This window comes from Lysobacter korlensis, assembly GCF_042434515.1.
Genome location: NZ_JBHLTG010000005.1, coordinates 66,225 through 84,996 on the forward strand (window position 1 = coordinate 66,225; position 18,772 = coordinate 84,996).

19 protein-coding genes are annotated in these 18,772 nt (G+C 68.9%); 11 read left to right on the plus strand and 8 right to left on the minus strand.

The genetic code is table 11. The features are described from left to right. Window positions 1–101: 101 nt before the first annotated feature. From ACFFGH_RS19640 to ACFFGH_RS19650, 3 genes are read right to left on the minus strand one after another with little or no spacing between them, the layout of a single operon-like run. Entirely contained in the window at window positions 102–1,241 is a 1,140-nt protein-coding gene (locus ACFFGH_RS19640; RefSeq protein WP_386671455.1) for a DUF4185 domain-containing protein, read from the minus strand. 20 nt (window positions 1,242–1,261) lie between these two features. Next, complete coding sequence (locus ACFFGH_RS19645; RefSeq protein ID WP_386671457.1) at window positions 1,262–1,747, minus strand: GNAT family N-acetyltransferase; 486 nt, start codon at window positions 1,745–1,747, stop codon at window positions 1,262–1,264. Window positions 1,748–1,749: 2 nt separating this feature from the next. After that, entirely contained in the window at window positions 1,750–2,883 is a 1,134-nt protein-coding gene (locus tag ACFFGH_RS19650; RefSeq protein ID WP_386671459.1) for a glycoside hydrolase family 172 protein, read from the minus strand. A gap of 172 nt (window positions 2,884–3,055) precedes the next feature. Between ACFFGH_RS19650 and ACFFGH_RS19655 the strand changes: the two genes are divergently transcribed. The 3 genes from ACFFGH_RS19655 (at window position 3,056) to ACFFGH_RS19665 (ending at window position 8,326) form a co-directional block, all read left to right on the plus strand. Then, on the plus strand, window positions 3,056–4,054 hold the full coding sequence (locus tag ACFFGH_RS19655) for a LacI family DNA-binding transcriptional regulator (protein ID WP_386671460.1): 999 nt from the start codon (window positions 3,056–3,058) through the stop codon (window positions 4,052–4,054). A gap of 141 nt (window positions 4,055–4,195) precedes the next feature. After that, window positions 4,196–6,676: a GH116 family glycosyl-hydrolase gene (locus tag ACFFGH_RS19660; protein ID WP_386671462.1), complete on the plus strand. Its 2,481-nt coding sequence runs from the start codon at window positions 4,196–4,198 to the stop codon at window positions 6,674–6,676. 12 nt (window positions 6,677–6,688) lie between these two features. Beyond that, on the plus strand, window positions 6,689–8,326 hold the full coding sequence (locus ACFFGH_RS19665; protein WP_386671464.1) for a hypothetical protein: 1,638 nt from the start codon (window positions 6,689–6,691) through the stop codon (window positions 8,324–8,326). A gap of 3 nt (window positions 8,327–8,329) precedes the next feature. Here ACFFGH_RS19665 and ACFFGH_RS19670 read toward each other — a convergent pair whose 3' ends face one another. From ACFFGH_RS19670 to pdxR, 4 genes are all read right to left on the minus strand, one after another. Continuing rightward, complete coding sequence (locus ACFFGH_RS19670) at window positions 8,330–9,421, minus strand: Gfo/Idh/MocA family protein (RefSeq protein ID WP_386671466.1); 1,092 nt, start codon at window positions 9,419–9,421, stop codon at window positions 8,330–8,332. A 43-nt stretch (window positions 9,422–9,464) separates the two neighbouring features. Beyond that, entirely contained in the window at window positions 9,465–10,475 is a 1,011-nt protein-coding gene (locus ACFFGH_RS19675) for a hypothetical protein (RefSeq protein WP_386671467.1), read from the minus strand. 98 nt (window positions 10,476–10,573) lie between these two features. Then, a complete protein-coding gene (locus ACFFGH_RS19680; protein WP_386671469.1) occupies window positions 10,574–12,064 on the minus strand; it encodes a mannitol dehydrogenase family protein in 1,491 nt (496 codons plus the stop codon). A 112-nt stretch (window positions 12,065–12,176) separates the two neighbouring features. Beyond that, entirely contained in the window at window positions 12,177–13,604 is a 1,428-nt protein-coding gene (gene pdxR, locus ACFFGH_RS19685) for a MocR-like pyridoxine biosynthesis transcription factor PdxR (RefSeq protein ID WP_386671470.1), read from the minus strand. 82 nt (window positions 13,605–13,686) lie between these two features. Here pdxR and ACFFGH_RS19690 point away from each other — a divergent pair, with 82 nt between their 5' ends. Next, on the plus strand, window positions 13,687–13,851 hold the full coding sequence (locus ACFFGH_RS19690; protein WP_386671472.1) for a hypothetical protein: 165 nt from the start codon (window positions 13,687–13,689) through the stop codon (window positions 13,849–13,851). A 96-nt stretch (window positions 13,852–13,947) separates the two neighbouring features. After that, window positions 13,948–14,826, plus strand: coding sequence for a serine hydrolase domain-containing protein (locus tag ACFFGH_RS19695; RefSeq protein ID WP_386671474.1), 879 nt, complete (start codon window positions 13,948–13,950; stop codon window positions 14,824–14,826). Window positions 14,827–14,840: 14 nt separating this feature from the next. Here the strand turns inward: ACFFGH_RS19695 and ACFFGH_RS19700 are convergent, their stop codons facing one another. Continuing rightward, entirely contained in the window at window positions 14,841–15,593 is a 753-nt protein-coding gene (locus ACFFGH_RS19700; RefSeq protein WP_386671476.1) for a CPBP family intramembrane glutamic endopeptidase, read from the minus strand. 92 nt (window positions 15,594–15,685) lie between these two features. Here ACFFGH_RS19700 and ACFFGH_RS19705 point away from each other — a divergent pair, with 92 nt between their 5' ends. From ACFFGH_RS19705 to ACFFGH_RS19730, 6 genes are all read left to right on the plus strand, one after another. Further along, complete coding sequence (locus ACFFGH_RS19705) at window positions 15,686–16,321, plus strand: hypothetical protein (protein ID WP_386671478.1); 636 nt, start codon at window positions 15,686–15,688, stop codon at window positions 16,319–16,321. After that, window positions 16,318–17,190, plus strand: coding sequence for an LLM class flavin-dependent oxidoreductase (locus tag ACFFGH_RS19710; protein ID WP_386671480.1), 873 nt, complete (start codon window positions 16,318–16,320; stop codon window positions 17,188–17,190). The genes ACFFGH_RS19705 and ACFFGH_RS19710 overlap by 4 nt, the downstream gene beginning before the upstream one ends. A gap of 64 nt (window positions 17,191–17,254) precedes the next feature. Then, entirely contained in the window at window positions 17,255–17,611 is a 357-nt protein-coding gene (locus tag ACFFGH_RS19715) for a VOC family protein (protein WP_386671482.1), read from the plus strand. Then, the gene (locus tag ACFFGH_RS19720) at window positions 17,608–17,937 is read left to right on the plus strand and encodes an ArsR/SmtB family transcription factor (protein ID WP_386671484.1); all 330 of its coding nucleotides are present in this window, start codon (window positions 17,608–17,610) and stop codon (window positions 17,935–17,937) included. The genes ACFFGH_RS19715 and ACFFGH_RS19720 overlap by 4 nt, the downstream gene beginning before the upstream one ends. Beyond that, window positions 17,934–18,419, plus strand: coding sequence for an SRPBCC domain-containing protein (locus ACFFGH_RS19725; RefSeq protein WP_386671486.1), 486 nt, complete (start codon window positions 17,934–17,936; stop codon window positions 18,417–18,419). The genes ACFFGH_RS19720 and ACFFGH_RS19725 overlap by 4 nt, the downstream gene beginning before the upstream one ends. Beyond that, on the plus strand, window positions 18,416–18,709 hold the full coding sequence (locus ACFFGH_RS19730; protein ID WP_386671488.1) for a YciI family protein: 294 nt from the start codon (window positions 18,416–18,418) through the stop codon (window positions 18,707–18,709). Before ACFFGH_RS19725 ends, ACFFGH_RS19730 begins: the two co-directional genes overlap by 4 nt. Window positions 18,710–18,772 lie beyond the last annotated feature (63 nt).

Below are 18,772 nucleotides of genomic sequence, written 5' to 3' on the forward strand. Positions count from 1 at the left end.
GCACGACGGAAACCGCCGGGGACGAGCAGCCGCTCGTCCCCGGCGGTTCGTCGTCGTGCTCGCTCCCTAGCCGGTCGAAGGGACCGGAAGCTCCCACAGGGTCAGCGTTCGACGGTGAGCCGGCGCAGCGCGAAGTCGTAGACCGACATCCCGGCGGGCGCGCACGGGCAGACGTTCGCCTGCAGCCACATCTCCCGGCCGTCGTCGCTGATGAACTTCGAGGGGATCGTGGTGCCGTAGCCACCGTGCTTCTCGAGCGACCACGGGTACGGTCCGAAGTCCTTCGAGAGGAACAGCTCGAACGGCCCCCACGGCGTCGGCGCCTCGTAGAACTCGAAGGTCAGCTCGGTCCACGACGTGTAGATGTACCGGTCGAGCGGCGCGTTGTAGACCACGGAGCCCTGTGAGATCACGCTGAGATCCGCACCGCCGACGGTCGTGGCGTCCCCGCCGTCGCCTTCGGGGTACAGCAGCCGGTCGTCGTGCAGCACCGCCACGCGATCGTCGATGTCGGCGCTCCAGCGCGGATCCGCTCCCTCGGTCCCGGCGAAGAACTCCCAGCTGGACCGGTCCTGGACGCTGGACTTCGGCACGCGCGCCAAGTACAGGTCCACGGGGTCGGGCACGGAGTTGTCGAAGGAGTCACGCCAGTTGTTGTCGAGACCGTACGCGTAGACGTAGTCGTCGGGTGCCCGCTCGGAGTTCTTGCCGTAGTCGAGGAAGAACACCGTCGTGAAGACGTGGCCGTCGAACATCGGAGCGGACGGGTCCCAGGTCCACGTGCGGCCCTTGTCCTCGGACTTCGAGATGGATGCCGCCGGCGCCTCGTTGAAGTCGAGGCGCAGATCTTGCACCGCCAGGTACAGGTCGCCGTCGACGCACAGCATGCCGGTCGGTTTGCGGTTGAAGTTCTCGCCTGACCAGACCGTGCCGACGGCGTCTCCCGCGGCGAGCGTCTCGCCGGCGAGCGACTCCGGGTCGTCCCCGGTGATCACGTTGACGCCGATGTCGGCGAAATCGGCGCCGAACCCGCGCCCGTCACCGTGCGCGGCGTAGATGCTCCCGTCGTCGGCCCAGCAGTTCGGCCACAGGTCGCCGTCGCCGCCCGCGATGGCCTCGATCGATTCGGAGACGGCGGCCTCCCGGAAGAACGCGTTCGACTCGACGACCGCCGACGGTCCCGCCTGCGGAACGGGGGTCGACGTGCATCCGGCGAGCGCTGCTGCAGAAACCGTGGCCATCAGTACCGTCCTTGTCGTTCTCATTCTGCGAGCCGTCGATGGAACCGCGTGTACGTCTCGAAATGATCGATGCGCCGGAAGCCGGTTCGCTCCAGGACCGCGACGCTCTCGACGTTGCCGTGGGTGACGCCGGCGAACACGTCGGACGCCGAGAGCTCCCGCCGCGCGTAGTCGAGGAGGGTGCGGATCGCCGCCGAGGCGATGCCGAGGCCCGATGCCCGCTCGGCCAGCCAGAATCCGCATCCGTAGCGGGGTGGCTCCACCGGAATGAGCGAAACGGCACCGACGAGGCTTCCCTCGGTGAAGACCCCGAAGGCGTGCTCCGGTGACGTCTCAAGGTGCTGCGTCGTGGCATCCAGGTCTCGATCGACCAGCTCGGCGAAGTCCCCGTGCCTGGTGAGATGGGCGCGGTTCTTCTGGACCAGTGCCAATAGGACGCCGGCATCGGCCGGGACGAGTCTTCGTATGGTGACGCCGGGAAGCGAGGTCGCCAGCTCGACGGTCATCCCTATGCCGGCGGACGCTGCGGGCTCGCGCCGAGGTCCGGGACGGCGGACGTGCCCAAGTGGACCTCCAGGTCATCGGCCGATGGCGACTTCGGGCGGCGAGCGGTCGGCCGGTCGAGGTAGAAGAGCGAGGTGGACGCCACGTCGTCCCGGAGGGGGAGGTAGCGCCAGCCGCTCCGCCAGCCGAGCGCCTGGATGTCCACCCGCAGGCGCTTCCGGAAGAAGATCGGGTCGAGCAGATGCCAGCGGTACATGCCGAACCGCTGCTGGCTGACGTACAGGCCATCCGGCCGGATCACCTGCGGCATGCCGAGGTACGGGGTGGAGAACGCGGTGTAGCCCTTCCCGGGCACGTCGAAGTTCCAGGCGCCGCCGAAATAGTCCTCGGTTCCGGTCCCGGCGATGGTCGGATACTCCTCATCGGAGTCGAGGTAGAACTTGATCTCGCCCTCGCCCCACCAGCCGTTCGAGTTCACGCCCCAGGCGAGATACGTGCCGACGTAGTGGCCGCTCCCTTCGATTCCTTCGAGGAGGGTGTGCGGAACGGCGTACTCGGTGGGGTTGCTCCGGCGCCACTGGGCATGGAGGTAGGCCTCCTCCGAGTAATCGCCGCCGATCTCGTACGTGATCTGGTAGTAGACGCGCACGCCGACGGTGGACGTGTTCTCCAGGGTGAGATGGGCGCCCTCCCGGAACGGCATGGGCCAGTAGGAGTTGAAGCCGCCGTGCGGGTTCGCGGCGATGACCTGCGAGTTGACCTGCGCGAACACGCCCCAGCCGTTGCAGAAGAAGTCGCCGTACGGCACCTCGATCGCGGGCTCCTCAGCACCATCCCAGTAGGCGCGCAGCAGCAGGGTGCGCCAGTTGTCGGTGTGGGTGGTGATCCAGATGTGGGTGATCTTGCCCGGTCCCTGGATGCGGGCGAGGTCGAAGGTCTCCCCCGCCGCGATGTCGACGCTGGGGCTGATCTTCCAGCCCGGGCCGAGATCCCGGGCGCTCGCCGCCCCGGTGCCCTCGGTCGCTCGACCCCCGCCGCCGACCGAGCCGTCGAAGTTCTCCGGGCTGATCGACCGCGTCTGGACGGACCGCAGTCTGGAGATGCTGCTCAGGTCGGGGTTGATCACAGCCGGACTCACCTGCCACTTCTTCGTGCGCTGAGCGTTTCGGCCCGCGGCGATGTAAAATCGATTTCAACAATCTATGGCGGGCCTCCGTGGCCTGTCAACACGACGGACCGGCGACCGGATACTCTACGGAAAACGCGCCGCACGGGCGCCGTGTGAGAGCGACCGAGAGGCGAGGACCGGCATGGCGACGATCTATGAGGTCGCGACCCTCGCGGGCGTGTCGCCCGCCACGGTCAGCCGGGTCATGAATGGCCTCCGGGTCTCCCCCGAGAAGGCGGAACTGGTGCGCTCCGCCGCAGCGAAGCTGAAGTTCACGCCGAACCGCACCGCACGCACGCTGCGCCGGCAGAACTCCGAGGTCATCGCACTGCTGCTTCCCGACATCGAGAACCCCTACTTCACCTCGATGGCGCGCGGCGTCGAGGACGCGGCACAGGCGGCCGGCTTTTCGCTCGTGATGTGCAACACCGACGAGGACCCGTCGAAGGAAGCGCGATACCTCGACATCGCCGTCTCGGAGAACATGGCCGGGGTCATTATCGCGCCCGCGTCGGACCACACGGAGCTGACGCAGCTGCTGGAGCGCGGGCGGCCGGTTGTGGCGGTCGACCGGAGCACCCGGTACGACGTCGACGCCGTCATGATGAGCAATCGGCCCGCAGGCCGTGACGCCGCGCAGTCCCTGGTCGACTCGGGCTACCGCAGGATCGCCTGTATCACGGGCCCCGAGGACATCGAGACCGCGATGGAGCGTGCGATCGGGTGGCGCACCGCGGTGGAAGCCGCGGGCGGTTCAGCGACCAGCGACCTGCTTCGCTTCTCGACGTTCCGAGTGGACGGCGGCCGCGCCGCCATGGAGGATCTCCTCGCGTCGGCGGAGCCGCCGGACGCGGTGGTCGCCACGAACAACCTGATGGGCGTCGGTGCGCTCCAGGTGCTCACGGAGCGGGGTCTCACTCCGCCGAGGTTCGGCGTCGCGGTGGTCGGCGACCTGCCGTTCACGACCCTCTCCCCCGCGGCCATCACGATCGTCCGGCTGCCGGCGCGTCACATGGGCACCACTGCGGCTCGCATGCTGCTCGCCAGGATCGAGGGGGACGCCGAGCCCGCCCATACCGTCGTGCTGCGGAACGAAGTCGTGCCTGCGTCGCTGATTTCCGGCGCCACCGCAGGCCGCTGAGCCCTCGGACGCGAGAGCATGTTCCGGAAGCGTTGCGGCGGGCTTGTGTCTGAAATCGATTTCTGTAACAGTAGTCCCAACTGATCGAGGAGGATTCGTGACGCTGCCGCATCGCCGGTGCGTGGCCCGGGACGCCCGCTCGTGACCGGGGATCTCGGCCCGGATGCGAGTGCCGTGGCATTCCCCCTCGGCGGCATCGGCACGGGCAACGTGTCACTCGGCGCACGCGGTGAGCTCAGGGACTGGGAGCTCACCGGGGAACCGGCGAAGGACCGCACCCTCCCATTCAGCTTCTTCGCGATCTGCGCCGACACGGGCGACGGCGCCCCGATCGCACGCGTGCTCCAATCCCGGCTGCAGCCGCCGCACACCGGCGACCAGGGCTACTATGCAGGCGAGCTGGCCGGCCTGCCTCGGCTCGCCTCATCCACCATGCGCGGTGAATACCCGTTCGCGCACATCTCCTTCCGCGACGAGTCGCTCCCCGTGACCGTCGCACTGCGGGCATTCACCCCGCTGGTGCCCCTCGACGCGGACGCCTCGGCATTCCCGGCCACCGTGCTCCGCTACCTGGTCGTCAACCCGACCGCCGAGCCGGTCGAGGTCTCCATCGCCGGGTCGCTCGCCAATCCGGTCGGGATCGCCGGGTACGACCTGTTCCACTTCCCGACCTACGAGGGGCGTCCGCGCAACACCTACCGCGACGCGGGCGTCGTGCGGGGCATCCACTTCGACAGCGACCTTCCCACCGACTCGCTTCTGTTCGGCAGCGCGAGCCTCACGACGCCGGATGCGCAGTCGAGCGCCAAGCCCCAGTGGGTGTACGGGTTCTGGCAGGACGGAGCCCAGCTGTTCTGGGACGAGTTCCGCACGAGCGGCCGCCTGACGGCGGAGGAGCGGGAAACCCTCGAGCCCGGCGTGGGCCCGGAGCGGCTGACGAAGCTGCGGGTCGGATCCCTGGCGGTGACGCACCGGATCGACCCCGGCGAGACATCCGTCTTCGAGTTCCGGCTGTCCTGGTACTTTCCCAACCGGCCGAAGGGCTGGCTCGGCAACATCGTCCATGCCGATCCCAACGCGGGCAGTGTCGTCCGCAAGCACTACGCGACCAGATTCGCCGACGCGTGGGACGTCGCCGTGCGGTTCGACGCGGAGCTGGATCGGCTGGAGACCGCGACGGCGCAGTTCCATGAGGCGCTCTTCGAATCATCCCTGCCCGAGGAGGTGGTCGACGCGGTGAGCTCCACGCTCACCGTCGCCCGCAGCACGACCTGCTTCCGGCTCGAGGACGGCACGTTCGCGGCCTGGGAGGGCTCCTTCGATTCGCACGGCAGCTGCGAAGGCACCTGCACGCACGTCTGGAACTATGCCCAATCGCTCGCGTACCTCTTTCCCGAGCTGGAGCGGGACGCCCGGCGGACGGAGTTCCTGCTGGAGACCCGCCCCGACGGGCACATGAGTTTCCGAACCAACCGGATCTTCGGCGGCCCGCAATGGGACTTCCATCCCGCCGTCGACGGACAGCTGGGCACCGTGATCCGGCTCTACCGGGAGTGGCGCTTCAGCGGCGACGACGCCTTCCTCGCAGAGGTGTGGGAGGGGGCATCCGCCGCGCTCGAGTTCGCGTTCACGCATTGGGACTCCGACGGCGACAACGTGCTCGACAGCCAGAAGCACAACACCTACGACATCGAGTTCCACGGCGCCGACTCGCTCAGCAACTCGGTCTTCTTCGCCGCGCTCCTCGCCGGCGCGGAGATGGCGGAGCGCCTCGGCCACGCCTGCACCGCAGCGCGCTGGCGCGACGCCGCACGCACCGGCGCCGAGCGGATGGATGCACTCCTGTTCAACGGCGAGTATTACGAGCAGCGGCTGGACGGCGCGCCGGACGGCGGCGCGGGGCTGCGTTACCAGTACGGGACCGGCGTGCTCAGCGATCAGCTCCTCGGCCAGTTCCTCGCGCACGTGGTGGGGCTCGGCCACGTGCTGCCCCGCGACCACGTCCGGTCTGCGATCCGAGCGGTGTTCCAGCACAATTTCCGCACCTCGCTCGCGGACCACCACAGCGTCCAGCGAACGTATGCGCTGAACGACGAAGCGGGGCTGCTGCTGTGCTCCTGGCCTCGAGGTGGTCGCCCTCGCATCCCGTTCGTCTACTCCGACGAGGTCTGGACGGGCATCGAGTATCAGGTGGCGAGCCATCTGATCTACGAGGGCCTCGTCGATGAGGGCCTCACCATCGTGCGGGCGGTGCGGGACCGGCACGACGGGCACAACCGCAACCCATGGAACGAAGTGGAATGCGGCAACCACTACGCCCGCTCGCTTGCCAGCTGGGGGCTCCTGCTGGCGCTGAGCGGCTTCCGCTACGACGCGGTGAGCCGGCAGCTGGAGTTCGCGCCGGCACAGCCGGGCCCGTTCAGCTGCTTCTTCAGCACCGGCAGCGCGTGGGGACGCGTCGCCATCGACGAGGAGGTCGTGGAGCTGTCCGTCGACCACGGCTCGCTCGTCCTCGACCGGCTGATCGTCGCCGGGCGCGACGCAGCCCCCACCGGCGCGACCCTGCCCGGTCTCGCCCTCGGGTCCGGCTCACGCTTCCGTTTCTCACTCGCCACGAACTAGGGAGTTCATGCAATGTCCAGCTACACAATCCCGGCCCCCCGGCCACAGCTCGCCGCCCCACCCAAGACGGCGTACCTCATCTCGAGCGGAGATCTGCGGGAGGGCCCGAACCGATCGGGCTGGCCGATCCAGCAGCGCATGGAGAACGCACTCGGCGACGTCTTCGCGGGGATGGGCTGGACGGTGCAGCGGGCGAATCCGGTGGATCCGGAGACCGGCCACGGTTTCATCAGCAGCCAGCGGATGGGACTCGAGGTGTTCAAGGACATCCCGGCCGACGCGCCGATCATCGTGGCTGAGGCGGTCTGGCAGTACAGCCACCACGTGCTCGCGGGCCTGCGCACCCATCGGGGCCCGATCCTGACCGTCGCGAACTTCGAGGGCGACGCGCCGGGCCTCGTCGGCCTCCTCGGCCTGAACGGCGGCCTCACGAAGATGGGCAAGCCCTACTCGACCATCTGGAGCGTCGACTTCACCGACGAGTGGTTCCTCGCCGGCATCCGCGAGTGGACCGAGAGCGGGACGATCACGCACGATGCCAGTCACGTCCGCCCGCTGCCCGAGCTCCCGGAGAGCGACGAGCGGCGGCTTGGCGTCGCCCTTGCGGAGCAGCTGCGCACCGACAAGGCGATCTTCGGGGTCTTCGACGAGGGCTGCATGGGGATGTACAACGCCATCATCGACGACGAGCTGATGAACCCGCTCGGCATCTTCAAGGAGCGGCTGTCGCAGTCGGGGCTCTGGGCGGAGATGCTGCGCACCCCCGACACGGAGGCGGAGGCGGTGCTCGCCTGGCTGGAGAACGCCGGCATGACCTTCCGGTTCGGCACCGACGAGGGGACGGAGCTCACCCGGAACCAGGTGCTGCAGCAGGCGAAGATGTACATCTCGCTGCTCCGGATCAGCGACGACTTCGGTCTCGACGCCGTCGGCATCCAGTATCAGCAGGGCCTCAAGGACATCTGCCCCGCCTCGGACCTCGCCGAGGGGCTGCTCAACAACGCGGAACGCCCGCCGGTGACCAGCCGGGACGGCTCCCGCGTGCTCTGGGATGGGCAGCCGCTGCCCCTCGCCAACGAGGCGGACGAGGGCGTCGGGATCGATGCGCTGGTCACGAACCGGGTGTGGACGGCGATGGGGCTCGACCCCGCCAACACCCTGCACGACATCCGCTGGGGTGAGGACTACGACGGTCGGTTCGTCTGGGTGTTCGAGATCTCCGGCTCCGTCCCGCCCTCCCACCTCGCCGGCGGATACTCCGGCGCCGAAGGATGGCGCCAGAACCCGATGTACTTCCCGCTCGGCGGGTCGACCATCCGCGGGGTTTCGAAGGCGGGGGAGATCGTGTGGTCCCGCGTCTACATCCAGGACGGCGCCCTCCACCTCGACATCGGACGGGGCTCGGCGATCGACCTGCCCATCGAAGAGACGGAGCGCCGCTGGAATGCCACGAACCCGGAGTGGCCGATCATGCACGCGGTGCTGCACGGCGTCAGCCGAGACCAGCTGATGGCGCGGCACAAGGCGAACCACGTGCAGGTCGCCTACGCGCCCGACGCAGGAACGGCCGACAAGGCACTGACCGCAAAGGCAGCGATGTTCGCCGAACTGGGCGTGACGGTCCACATCGCCGGGAACGTCAGCCTCTGACGGTCAGTCCAGGGTGACCGTCGGCAGGGAGACGGTCACCCCGGGCGGTGTGGTGCGATACGCGTCGTAGAGGACGATGATCCGCGCGGCGTCGGCGAGCGTGCCCTTCTGCGGGAAGGTGCCTGCCAGCGCGTTCGCGCAGAAGTGCAGGATCTCGGGCACGTAGCCGAGATAGAAGAGGTTCTTGTTGTACAGCTGGCCGAGCGAGAACTCGGGCTCCCAGAGCAGCGGCGCCACTGCGTCGTCCACGACGAACGAGCTCTCGCGGCCGTAGCCGCGGTCGGCGCCGGGGCGGTAGTAGACGACCCTGACTCCGTTCTCCACGACGACGTTGGCGCCCTGACCGACCACCTCGACGCGCTCCAGGGGGCTGGTGCCCGCCTGCCCGGCGGTCAAGTGCAGCGCTCCGACGGCACCCGACGCGAACAGGAGATTGGTGACGGTCGCGCCGGATCGAGGCTCCCACTCATAGGACATCCGCGTGATCGGCCCCCCGAGGAAGCCGAGGATCGCGGCAGGGTGGTAGATGTGGTCGAGGAACCACAGCATTCGCACCGGGTCGTTCCGCTCCTCGAGCGGCGGCAGGTCCTGCGGATAGCGCACGAAGAGCGAGGTCGGGAACCCGAACTCCTCCGAGGTGATGATCGACTTCACCTTCTCCATGGCCGGCGTGAACATCTTCTTGAGGCCCGTCATCACGAACCGTCCGGTCTCACGCTCCGCCGCGCGCAGCCGCTCGAGTCCGCCGAGACTCGACGCGGTCGGCTTCTCCATCCAGACGTTCAGCCCAGCCCGCAGGCACTGCTCGGCGATCGACGTGGCCTGCACGTCCCCGTCCTGGTCGTATGCGGTGACGAGAAAGACGGCGTCCAGCTCCTCGCTGCGGAGCATCTCGAGGTGGTCGGAGTAGACGGCTCCCGCGCCGAACATCCGCGCGTACTCGGCCGCTCGGCTTGCGTCGAGGTCGCACACCGCGCGCAGGTCGACGGGCGCGTAGAGCAGCGAAGGATAGATGTTCCGGAAGGAGTGGCCCCCGGCGCCCACGAACCCGCACCGCAGCCTCCGCTCGTGCTCGAACTGATAGCGGATCTGCACACTCGTCCCCTCGTCGCCGGTTCGCTGCGCCGACGCTCGGCAGTCAGCGCTCGGTCAGGAGGTCGAGGTCGACGTCGCTGAGGTGCGGTTCCACCCAGAAGACGAACTCCTGTCCATCGCGGAACGGCTCCAGCACCTCGAAGTTCTCGAACGAGACCCCGCCCGGAATCGGTGATGTGCTCGCCCAGTACGCCCAGCGGGCGTTCACGAGCACCTGGAGGTCGGGGCTGGGCTCCTCGACCCGCCAGCCCTGGACCGCGCGGTTGCCGACGTAGTGCCAGTGCACACTCGTGTCGTCCGAGTAGACGGCCTCGTGCGGTGCCTCCTCGTCGGTGGTGGCGAACACGACCACACTGCCGTTCTTTCGGACGAGGTCGTCCACCCCGAATCTCGCGTGCTCGGCGAAGTGGGGCCCCGTGAACTCCGGCCAGAGTTCCGTGGGAGTGACGACGCGGTCCCGCAGGTGCAGCCGGCGCAGGCGCGCGAAGTTCCCCATGGTCGCCGTCAGCACGCAGGTGTCGAGTTCCGCCGAACCCGGCCGGCGGAATCCGGCTACGGCGACCTCGTGCGGCCGGTCCGCCCGGAAGCGGACCCGCACACTGACCTCCGCGCCGTTCTCGAACCGTTCCGAGTGCACCCATACCGTGAGGTGCTCGACACCGTCGAGCTGCTCGAGCACGCCGGCTGCCGCGTCGGTGGGGTCGCGCGGGGCGTCGTCCTCGAAGTGATCCGAGCTCCAGAACCGTTTGCCGGGCGCGTCGTCGAGCGCGCTGTGCTCGAGCTCGGAGAGGCCGCGCCTGGTCTCACCCGCCCGGATGGGCTCCACTGCGACGAAGTTGAGCAGGCGGTCCCGCGGGTGGTCGAGATACGGCGTGTAGATCCTGAGGAGTCCGCGAGGTCCGCGCAGCGGGTGCAGCCCGACCTGGATCCCCTCCGGATGGCCCCACCTCGGCTCGGCGGGACGCTCCGCGGCCGGCCGAAGCCAGCCGCCCGACGCGACGGGCAGCGCGCCGGCTCCGGGCTCACCGGTTGCGGGCTGAACAGGGAGAGTCATGGCGTTTCCGCTCGTCGTCGATGGACCGCTGCGCGACCCACCCTACCGGCGGGCGAAATCGATTTCAAGGCCTGACGCGCACCGCCCCTCGGAGCGACTCAGCCCGTCGCGAGCTCCTGGACCGTTCGGTGCGCACCCACCACCCAGAGCCGCTCGAGCGCCGCGCGGTACGCATCGGTGAATGCCGGGTGCTCCGCGAGCCGCCCGAAGAGGGCGCGGTTGCGAAGGAACGCCAGCGGATCATCGCGCTGGGAGCGCGCGACGGGGATGAGCTGATCGGCGAGCCGGTCGACCACCGCGATCGGCTCGCCCGTTTCGTCGACACCCTCCGCATATCGCGCCCAGCTGGCCACGATCGCGGCGGAGAGCCGCACTGGACCGCCGGTCGCCAGGTTCTCCCGCACCACGGGCACCAGCCACTTCGGAATGCGGTCGGACGACTCCGCACAGAGCCGGGCGAGCGTGTCCCGGATCTCGGGGTTGGCGAATCGCTCGATCAGGGTCGTCTTGTACTCCTCCAGGTCGACGCCGGGCAGGGGCTTCAGAGTTGGCGTCGCCTCCTCGTCCATGTACCTCCGCAGGAAGCCGGCGATCGCCGGGTCCCCGGTCGCCTCGTGCGCGTACCGGTAGCCGCTCAGGTAGCCGAAGTAGCACATACCCTGGTGGCTGGCGTTGAGCAGCCGCAGCTTCATCAGCTCGTACGGTTCGACGTCGCTCACGACCTGAACGCCGGCCTCCTCGTACGGCGGCCGGCCGAGCGGGAAGTGGTCCTCGAGCACCCACTGGAAGAACGGCTCGCACACGACCGGCCAGCCGTCGGCGATCCCGAACCGCTCTGCGATCTCGGTGCGGTCGTCATCGGTGGTGACCGGGGTGATCCGGTCCACCATCGAGTTCGGGAATGCGACGTTCGCACGCATCCACTCGCCGAGGCCAGGCTCTTTCAGATCCGCAAAGGCGCAGAACATCGTTCTGGCGACGTCGCCGTTGCCCTGGATGTTGTCGCACGACATCACCGTGAACGGCGGGATGCCGCGTTCCCGCCGCCGCTGCAGGCCCTCCGCGACGAGGCCGAAGACGGTGCCAGGCACAGCCAGATCCTCCAGGTCCGCACGAACCGCACGGTCGGCCGCATCGAACTCCCCCGTCACCTGGTCGAAGTTGTAGCCGCCTTCGGTGATCGTGAGCGACACGATCCGCGTGGCGGGATCCGCCAGCTTCTCGAGAACCGTCTCGGGATCATCCGGGGCGTAGAGATACTCGAGGATGCTGCCGATCACCCGGGCCTCCCGGCTGCCATCCGGGTGCTTCTCGACGAGCGTGTACAGACAATCCTGTTCGCGCATCACGTCCCGCATCCTCGCGTCGACGGGCAGCACGCCGACGCCGCAGATCCCCCAGTCGAGCGCCAAGCCCGCGCGCATCAGGTCGTCGAGCACCATCGCCTGGTGCGCCCGATGGAAGCCGCCGACCCCGAAGTGCACGATTCCGGTCGAGGCCGCCGAGCGGTCATACGCCGGAAGCTCGACCCCCTCGATGCCGCCGGCGAGCGATTCGGAGTTCAGCGGATGGGGACCCGATGCTGGCATCTCGGCGCCTTTCTGACGGACGTTGTCGGTGCGATCCTAAGCCCGGAATCGATTGCAGGCGGGTCCGGCGGACGTCGAGCGGGCCAAGGAACGCTTGCCGGCCTGCACAGCCTCAGCCGCCGCCGAGGACGTCGTCCAACGCGCGTCTGACGATTCCCACACCCCGACGGATCATGTCCTCCTGCAGCTTGGCGTAGCCGAGGAGAAGACCACCGCGGTCTTCGGTGCCGTGCCGGTAGTCGTGGATTCCGGCGACCATCAGCCCCCGCCTCCGCGCCGCAGCGATCACCTCGACCTCCGGAAGGTCCGGTGGGAGCCAGGCGAAGATATGCAGGCCCGCGGCGATCCCCACCGGGTCGAGTTCGGGCACTTGCTCGTTCATGGCGTCGATGAGCACGTCACGACGGCGCCGGTAGATGGGCCGCATCCTGCGGAGGTGCCGGTCGAAGTCGCCGTTGCGGAGGAACTCCGCGAACGCGAGCTGGTCGATCACGGGGGAACCCCGGTCGACCTCGACCTTCAGCGCCGCGATGGCGTCCACGAGCCGGTCGGGCACCACCATCCATCCGAGCCGCAGCCCTGGTGCGAGCGTCTTGCTGGCGGTGCCGGCGTAGAGCACCCGGTCTGGCGCCAGACCGTGCAGCGCACCCACCGGCGTCTCGTCGTAGCGATACTCGGCGTCGTAATCGTCTTCGAGAATGAGGGCGTTCCGGTCGTTGGCCCACGCCAGCAGCCGCGTGCGCGCCTCCGAGGAGAGGACGCACCCGGTTGGGAACTGGTGTGCTGGGGTCACCAGGATGGCGTCCGCCTCCGAACGCGCCAGCGCGGCGACGTCGATCCCGTCCGGCGTGACCGGGATGCCGACAACCTCCAGACCGGCCGCCCGGGCGATGCGCACGGCGTCGCCGTCGGAGGGATCCTCCACCGCGAGCCGGCGGACTCCGTTGCTGGCGATCACCGGCATGATGAGCGCGACCGCCTGCGCGAAGCCGTTGCAGGCGACGACGTTATCGGGGGTCGCCCATGTTCCGCGAACCCGGTTCAGGTAGTCGGCGAGTGCAGCGCGCAACTCCGGAGCTCCGCGGCCGTCGAGGTAGTTCAGGCGGTCGTGCGGGCTCTCAGTGAGCACCTTCCGCAAGGATCTCAGCCATGCCGCCCGGGGGAACTGGGTGACGTCCGGCCTGCCGTAGCGGAAGTCGAGGAGATGCTTCTCCTCGGTCGAAGCTGGCTGCGCCGCTCCCTTGCCCGGCGAAGCTCCGGCACGGGTCACGCCGCTGGCGACCCGGGTGTACCCGCCGGCCTGACTGATCAGGTACCCCTCTGCGGTGAGCTGCTGATAGGCCTCCACGACGACCCCACGCGACAGGCCGAGGTCCTGCGCGAGCCGACGGGAGGATGGTACGACGCTCTCACCCTTCAGACGGCCGGTGCGGATCCCATCGCGGATGGCGACCTCGAGCTGCACGTGCGCCGGGATGGAGGACTCCCGGTCGAGCTCCACGAAGAGCCCCCAGCCGACCGTATTGGTCCTGCTTTCCATCATGGAATTGGATCTTATCGACAGGTCCAGCCGGGAGGACAGTGGTGGTCACCACCTCACCTCCACGGAAGGGAACCACATCATGATCGGTCTGCTCCTGCTGCTGGCCCTCGCGGCCACTGCGGTCGTGTCCACGTTCGTGGCCGCTGCGCGGGACGGCTACGGCGCCCGCCCCGCCGACATGGCGAACTCCATGCTCGTCCGCCCAGCGCCGGCCGCCCCGACGCTCACCGACCGGCTGGTCTGAGGCCGGCTGTGAGAACGCATCGTCCTGTCGACTCAGCCGCCATGCGGTCGTACACCGTCGAGGTCGAGTGAGTGCGCCACGGCTACCGTTGCAGGGATGGAACGTCCGGAGGTCGACTCGATATTCGCCGCGTGCGTCGCAGCGCTCGGGAACCGTGAGTTCGCGCACCTGCTCGGCGTCGGCATCGCGATCGGCGAGGAAGTGCGGCTGGGGGGACCGGCGCCCGGCGTGCCGACCGATGTCTTCTCGGTGAGCAAGGCGGTCGTCGCCCAAGGCGTCGGCGAAGCGATCCGGGCCGGCGTCTTCGTCAGCGCGGACGAAACGCTCACCGTGCCCGGCCCATTCGGCTGCCGCCCCACCGTGCGGGACCTGCTGTGGATGACCCAGCCGTGGCGTGCCGATCCGGACATGGACGACGTGGAACGCCTGCCCTACGATCCCCTGCCCGAGATCGTCGCGGCGCTGGCCTGCACTCCGGGCGGATCCGGCAGATATGTGAACGCCGGCATGCACCTCCTGATCCGGGAGCTGCACCATCGCACGGGGAATGCGCGAGCATTCATCGAACAGACCGTGCTCGCGCCGGCGGGTGTCAGCCTGTATGGGTGGGAGGCCGATCCGACCGGAGCGCCGTGGGGTCACGCCCACCTGCACCTGAGCGTGCGAGATGTTCTCCGAATCGGCACGCATTGGCTCGGCGAAGGCACACCCGGCGGGCGTCAGGACCGCCCCACTTCGCCGATGCCGCCGGAGTCCCTTCCCTACGCGGCGGGGATGTGGCTAGGCGAGGGATATGAGCTGGCCGCCGGCTGGGGTGGGCAGTGCCTGATGCTCGTGCCCGCTCGCGACGCCGTGCTGGTCGCCCTCGGCGACACCGGGTGGAATCGCGATACCAACAGCGACTCCCTGCCGCACGGATGGAGCTCCGGTCGCTCGCTGTTCGAGCGGCACGCCCTGCCTGCGCTGCTCCACTGAGCCGGTGGCACGGGTCACCGGGCGAGGATCCCGGAGAGCAAGGCGCTGAACATGCCAAGGTTCACCAGGCAATGGGCGGCCGCGCATGCCGCCGGGCTCGCCCCGAAGCGTGCACGCGCGATCGCGATGGGCAGCGAGAACAGGAAGACGGTGAGTCCTGCGTATGGCTGCCACAGGTGGTAGATCGCGAACAGACCGGCGCTGGCGACGGCTCTGCCCCACGGCCGTGCCGGGATGCGCGGAAGCAGCTCGCCGCGGAAGTACAGCTCCTCGGCGATCGGGCCGAGGAGAACGAGTCCGACGAACCACAGCACGAGGGTGACGATGGCCTCGCTTGCGTTGCTGCCGGCGAGCGAGCCCAGTCCGGTGCTCCACCATTGCGGCAGCCAGCCGAAGAGGTGCGCGCGGATCAGCGGCTCGAGCCACGCTGCGAGGCCGGGCAGGAGCACGGCGGCCACAAGCGACACCGCGAATACCGTCAGCCGCCTGCTTCGCCCCTGCGGTGGTGTCGTGCTCAGTGAGTGCAAGGAGGCCCGGTCGGTGAGCCGGGCACGGAGCAGGAGCAGCAGCGGGACCTGCACCGCGATCGCGCCGCCGAGGAGCGCCCACACCGCCGGCAGCCCCACGGCGTGAAGCAGGGCGCCGCCTGCGATTGCGACGGTGGTCAGGGCTGCACCCGGAAGCAGATGCCAGGCAAGAGCCTGTGGCCACGTCATCCGGACGTCGATCGTGCGGGCGTGGACGGGAATGCGGCTTGATGCGGTCATGCGGGAAGAGTCGCCGGGAAGCTCCTTTCCGCGACAGCGGGAATGTGAAGGAGGTTCACCTCCACCATGAATGCGTGGCTAGCCTCGACCCCATGACGAACGCGGACATCCAGGTGCTTGCGGACGCCGCCGCCGCGCAGATCCTTCTCGACCCGGAAGATCGCCGCTACCTGGTGCCGTTTCTCGGTCAGGAGCGAAGCACCGCGCAGACGGCCGCGCTGCTCGGTGAGACGGTCGAACGCACCGCGTATCGCGTGCGCCGGCTCGCGTCGCGCGGGTTGCTCACCGCCGTCCGGCAGGAGCCGCGAAAGGGCCGGGCAGTGACGATCTATCGCGCCGCGGCCGAGATCCGCGCTCCGCTGGCGCAGCTGCCGATGAGCGACATCACCCGGCTGTTCGACGCCCTCGACACGAGCGGCCGCGAGGCCTTCCTCGCCGCACTGTCACGGCTGGCGGTCCGGTCCGGGGTGTTCGACTGGGCACTCCGGCTTCACCGCGCCGACGACGGCAGCCAGCGGTTCGACCTGACGTCGCACGTCACGGAGGGCGGTGCGCTGCAGGACGATCGTTCGCCGGCGATCGTCTTCAACTGGGTTCCGGCACGACTCGACGACGTCACCGCCAAGCAGCTGCAGCGCGACATGCTGGCGCTCGTTGCCGGGCTTCCCGTCTCCGACACCGCGCCGACGCACCTGGCCGGCTTCTTCCTCACCCCGGTGCGTCCATGAAGTTCGGCGTGCACCTGCCGAATTTCGGGGCGTTCGGTCACGCAGAGGTTCTCGCGGAGGTTGCCGTCGTCGCGGAGCGCGCGGGATGGGACGGAGTCTTCCTCTGGGATCATCTGCTCTTCTGCGAACTCGACCGGAACGATCACGTCGACCCGTGGATCGCGCTCACCGCCATAGCCGCGGCCACCACGACGATCACGCTCGGGACACTGGTCACCCCGATCGCCCGCCGGCGACCGTGGGAGCTCGCACGCCAGGCGGTGTCGCTGCAGAACTTCTCGCACGGACGGTTGATCCTCGGCGTCGGGCTGGGCGAACCGGCTGAGTGGGATTTCCGGTTCTTCGGCGATCCGACAGACCCAATGGTGCGAGCCGAGATGCTGGATGAGGGACTCGAAATTCTCGCCGGCCTCTGGTCCGGCAGACAGTTCGAGTTCGACGGCGCGCATTATCGCCTTGAGCCGATGACGTTCTTGCCGAAGCCCGCCGTTCCGATTCCGATCTGGGTGGGCGGCGCGTGGCCGCACCGTCGCCCGTTCCGGCGAGCGGCACGCCACCACGGCGTCGTTCCGATGGGTGGCGCGGCTGATGGTCCGCACGTGCTCCGTCAGGCCGTGGACTACGTGCGCGCCCATCGCGCAACCGAGGAGGACTTCGACGTCGTCGTGAGTGGGCGGTCCGAGCACGACCGGGAATCGGCAGACACCATCGCCGGGTTCGACGGCATCGCAACCTGGTGGCTCGAGGACATCAGTCCACTCCGGTTCGGGCTGGACTGGCCCGCTCTGGCCGACCCCTGGGACACCGCCGCACTCACCGAGCGAGTCCTTGCCGGGCCAGTCCTCCCGTCATCCCCACCGCGACGGTGAACGCGGTGTTGCGAAGTGTGTCAGCACACGCTAACGTTAGGAATCACTAACGGAAGGAATGGACATGGGACAGCCAGTCGCGATGTTCGAGATTCTCAGCGATGACCACGAAGCACTCGGCCGCTTCTACTCGGAGCTGTTCGGATGGTCGATCAATTCCGACCCCGCGTGGGGGCCCTATGGGCTGATCGACACCGGGTCGGGCGACGACGCGCTGGGCGGCGGGATCGGCCCTGCCGAGAATCCCGGCGAGAAGGGAGTGAAGATCTACGTCAGAGTCGACGACCTCGCCGCGGCCCTCGACCGCGCGGAGCAGCTCGGCGGGACCCGCCTGGTGGAGCCCACAGCCCTGCCCGAAGGATTCGGGACATTCGCGATGTTCGCGGACCCCGACGGCAACGCGGTGGGCCTGTGGGCATGAACGCGTCCGCTCTGACGCAGGACGAGCTCGATCTCCGCTTCCATGCGCTCTCCCAGGCGCGGCGCCGCAGCATCCTGCGCCTCGTCGGCGACCGGGAGGTGGCGGCCGGCGAGATCGCGGCAGCATTCGACGTGACCCGAACCGCCGTCAGTCAGCACTTGACCATCTTGAAGGAGGCGGGGCTCGTGACCGAGCGACGAGAAGGCACCCGACGTCTGTATCGGGCGCGCCGCGAGTCGCTGCCCCAGCTGCACGACGCTCTCGATGCCATCTGGGCCGGCGCCCTCGACCGCGGCAAGGCACTGGCCGAGGGGGAGACCCAGTGACCGCCGAGGTTCTTGCGTTCGGGCGTCCTCCCGTGCGGCAGTCGACCACGGTGGCGGCACCCCGAGCGCGCACGTTCGACACCTTCGCCGGTCGGCTCGCGGAATGGTGGCCGCTCGACCCGTTCTCCTTCGGCGGCGCTGCCCGGATCGCCACCGTCACGCTCGACGCCCGCATCGGCGGGGAAGTGCTCGAGCATTGGCACGACGGCACAACGCGTGCGTGGGGCACCCTGCTCACGTGGGACCCGCCGGCCGAGTTCTCCATGACCTGGAACGTCACGGGTGAACCCACCGAGGTCGAGTTGCGCTTCCTCGAACTCGGGGACCGCCTCACCCGGGTCGAACTCGAGCACCGCGGCTGGGAGCGCCTGACTCCAGAGCAGGTCGCGGCCGCGTGCGCCCTTCCCGGCGGCTACGCCGGCGGAGCGTTCAGGCAGGGGTGGCTCACCATCCTCACCGCATTCAAGGAGCACCTCGCATGACCTGGTACCTGCTTCGCCTTTTCGCAGCCCGGCCCGACTTCGCGTTCACGATGACCGAAGCCGAGCAGGCGACCATGGGCCGCCACGCCGACTACTGGCGCCGGCATCTCGATGACGGCACCGCGCTGATCTTCAGCCCCGTCGCCGACCCCGCCGGACCCTGGGGCTTGTGCATCGCACAGGCGCAGGACCGCGACGCCGCCCAGACGCTCACCGACGCCGACCCCGCGGTGACCGAGGGTGTCGGGCGGTACGAGATCCTGGAGCTGTTCTCACCCGTGCTGCGCTGACGATATTCCCAGCGCCCGTGCTGTTGAGCACGGAGTTCGGGTGATGGCCCAACGCGCCCCAGC

Excerpts from the sequence above, each read along its gene's own strand:
- ACFFGH_RS19715 (WP_386671482.1), top strand. The coding sequence starts at position 17,255 with ATGGGACAGCCAGTCGCGATGTTCGAGATTCTCAGCGATGACCACGAA.
- ACFFGH_RS19645 (WP_386671457.1), bottom strand. The coding sequence starts at position 1,747 with ATGACCGTCGAGCTGGCGACCTCGCTTCCCGGCGTCACCATACGAAGA.
- ACFFGH_RS19705 (WP_386671478.1), top strand. The coding sequence starts at position 15,686 with ATGACGAACGCGGACATCCAGGTGCTTGCGGACGCCGCCGCCGCGCAG.
- ACFFGH_RS19640 (WP_386671455.1), bottom strand. The coding sequence starts at position 1,241 with ATGGCCACGGTTTCTGCAGCAGCGCTCGCCGGATGCACGTCGACCCCC.
- ACFFGH_RS19695 (WP_386671474.1), top strand. The coding sequence starts at position 13,948 with ATGGAACGTCCGGAGGTCGACTCGATATTCGCCGCGTGCGTCGCAGCG.
- ACFFGH_RS19700 (WP_386671476.1), bottom strand. The coding sequence starts at position 15,593 with ATGACCGCATCAAGCCGCATTCCCGTCCACGCCCGCACGATCGACGTC.
- ACFFGH_RS19690 (WP_386671472.1), top strand. The coding sequence starts at position 13,687 with ATGATCGGTCTGCTCCTGCTGCTGGCCCTCGCGGCCACTGCGGTCGTG.
- ACFFGH_RS19665 (WP_386671464.1), top strand. The coding sequence starts at position 6,689 with ATGTCCAGCTACACAATCCCGGCCCCCCGGCCACAGCTCGCCGCCCCA.
- ACFFGH_RS19655 (WP_386671460.1), top strand. The coding sequence starts at position 3,056 with ATGGCGACGATCTATGAGGTCGCGACCCTCGCGGGCGTGTCGCCCGCC.
- ACFFGH_RS19720 (WP_386671484.1), top strand. The coding sequence starts at position 17,608 with ATGAACGCGTCCGCTCTGACGCAGGACGAGCTCGATCTCCGCTTCCAT.
- ACFFGH_RS19730 (WP_386671488.1), top strand. The coding sequence starts at position 18,416 with ATGACCTGGTACCTGCTTCGCCTTTTCGCAGCCCGGCCCGACTTCGCG.
- ACFFGH_RS19680 (WP_386671469.1), bottom strand. The coding sequence starts at position 12,064 with ATGCCAGCATCGGGTCCCCATCCGCTGAACTCCGAATCGCTCGCCGGC.
- ACFFGH_RS19675 (WP_386671467.1), bottom strand. The coding sequence starts at position 10,475 with ATGACTCTCCCTGTTCAGCCCGCAACCGGTGAGCCCGGAGCCGGCGCG.
- pdxR (WP_386671470.1), bottom strand. The coding sequence starts at position 13,604 with ATGGAAAGCAGGACCAATACGGTCGGCTGGGGGCTCTTCGTGGAGCTC.
- ACFFGH_RS19710 (WP_386671480.1), top strand. The coding sequence starts at position 16,318 with ATGAAGTTCGGCGTGCACCTGCCGAATTTCGGGGCGTTCGGTCACGCA.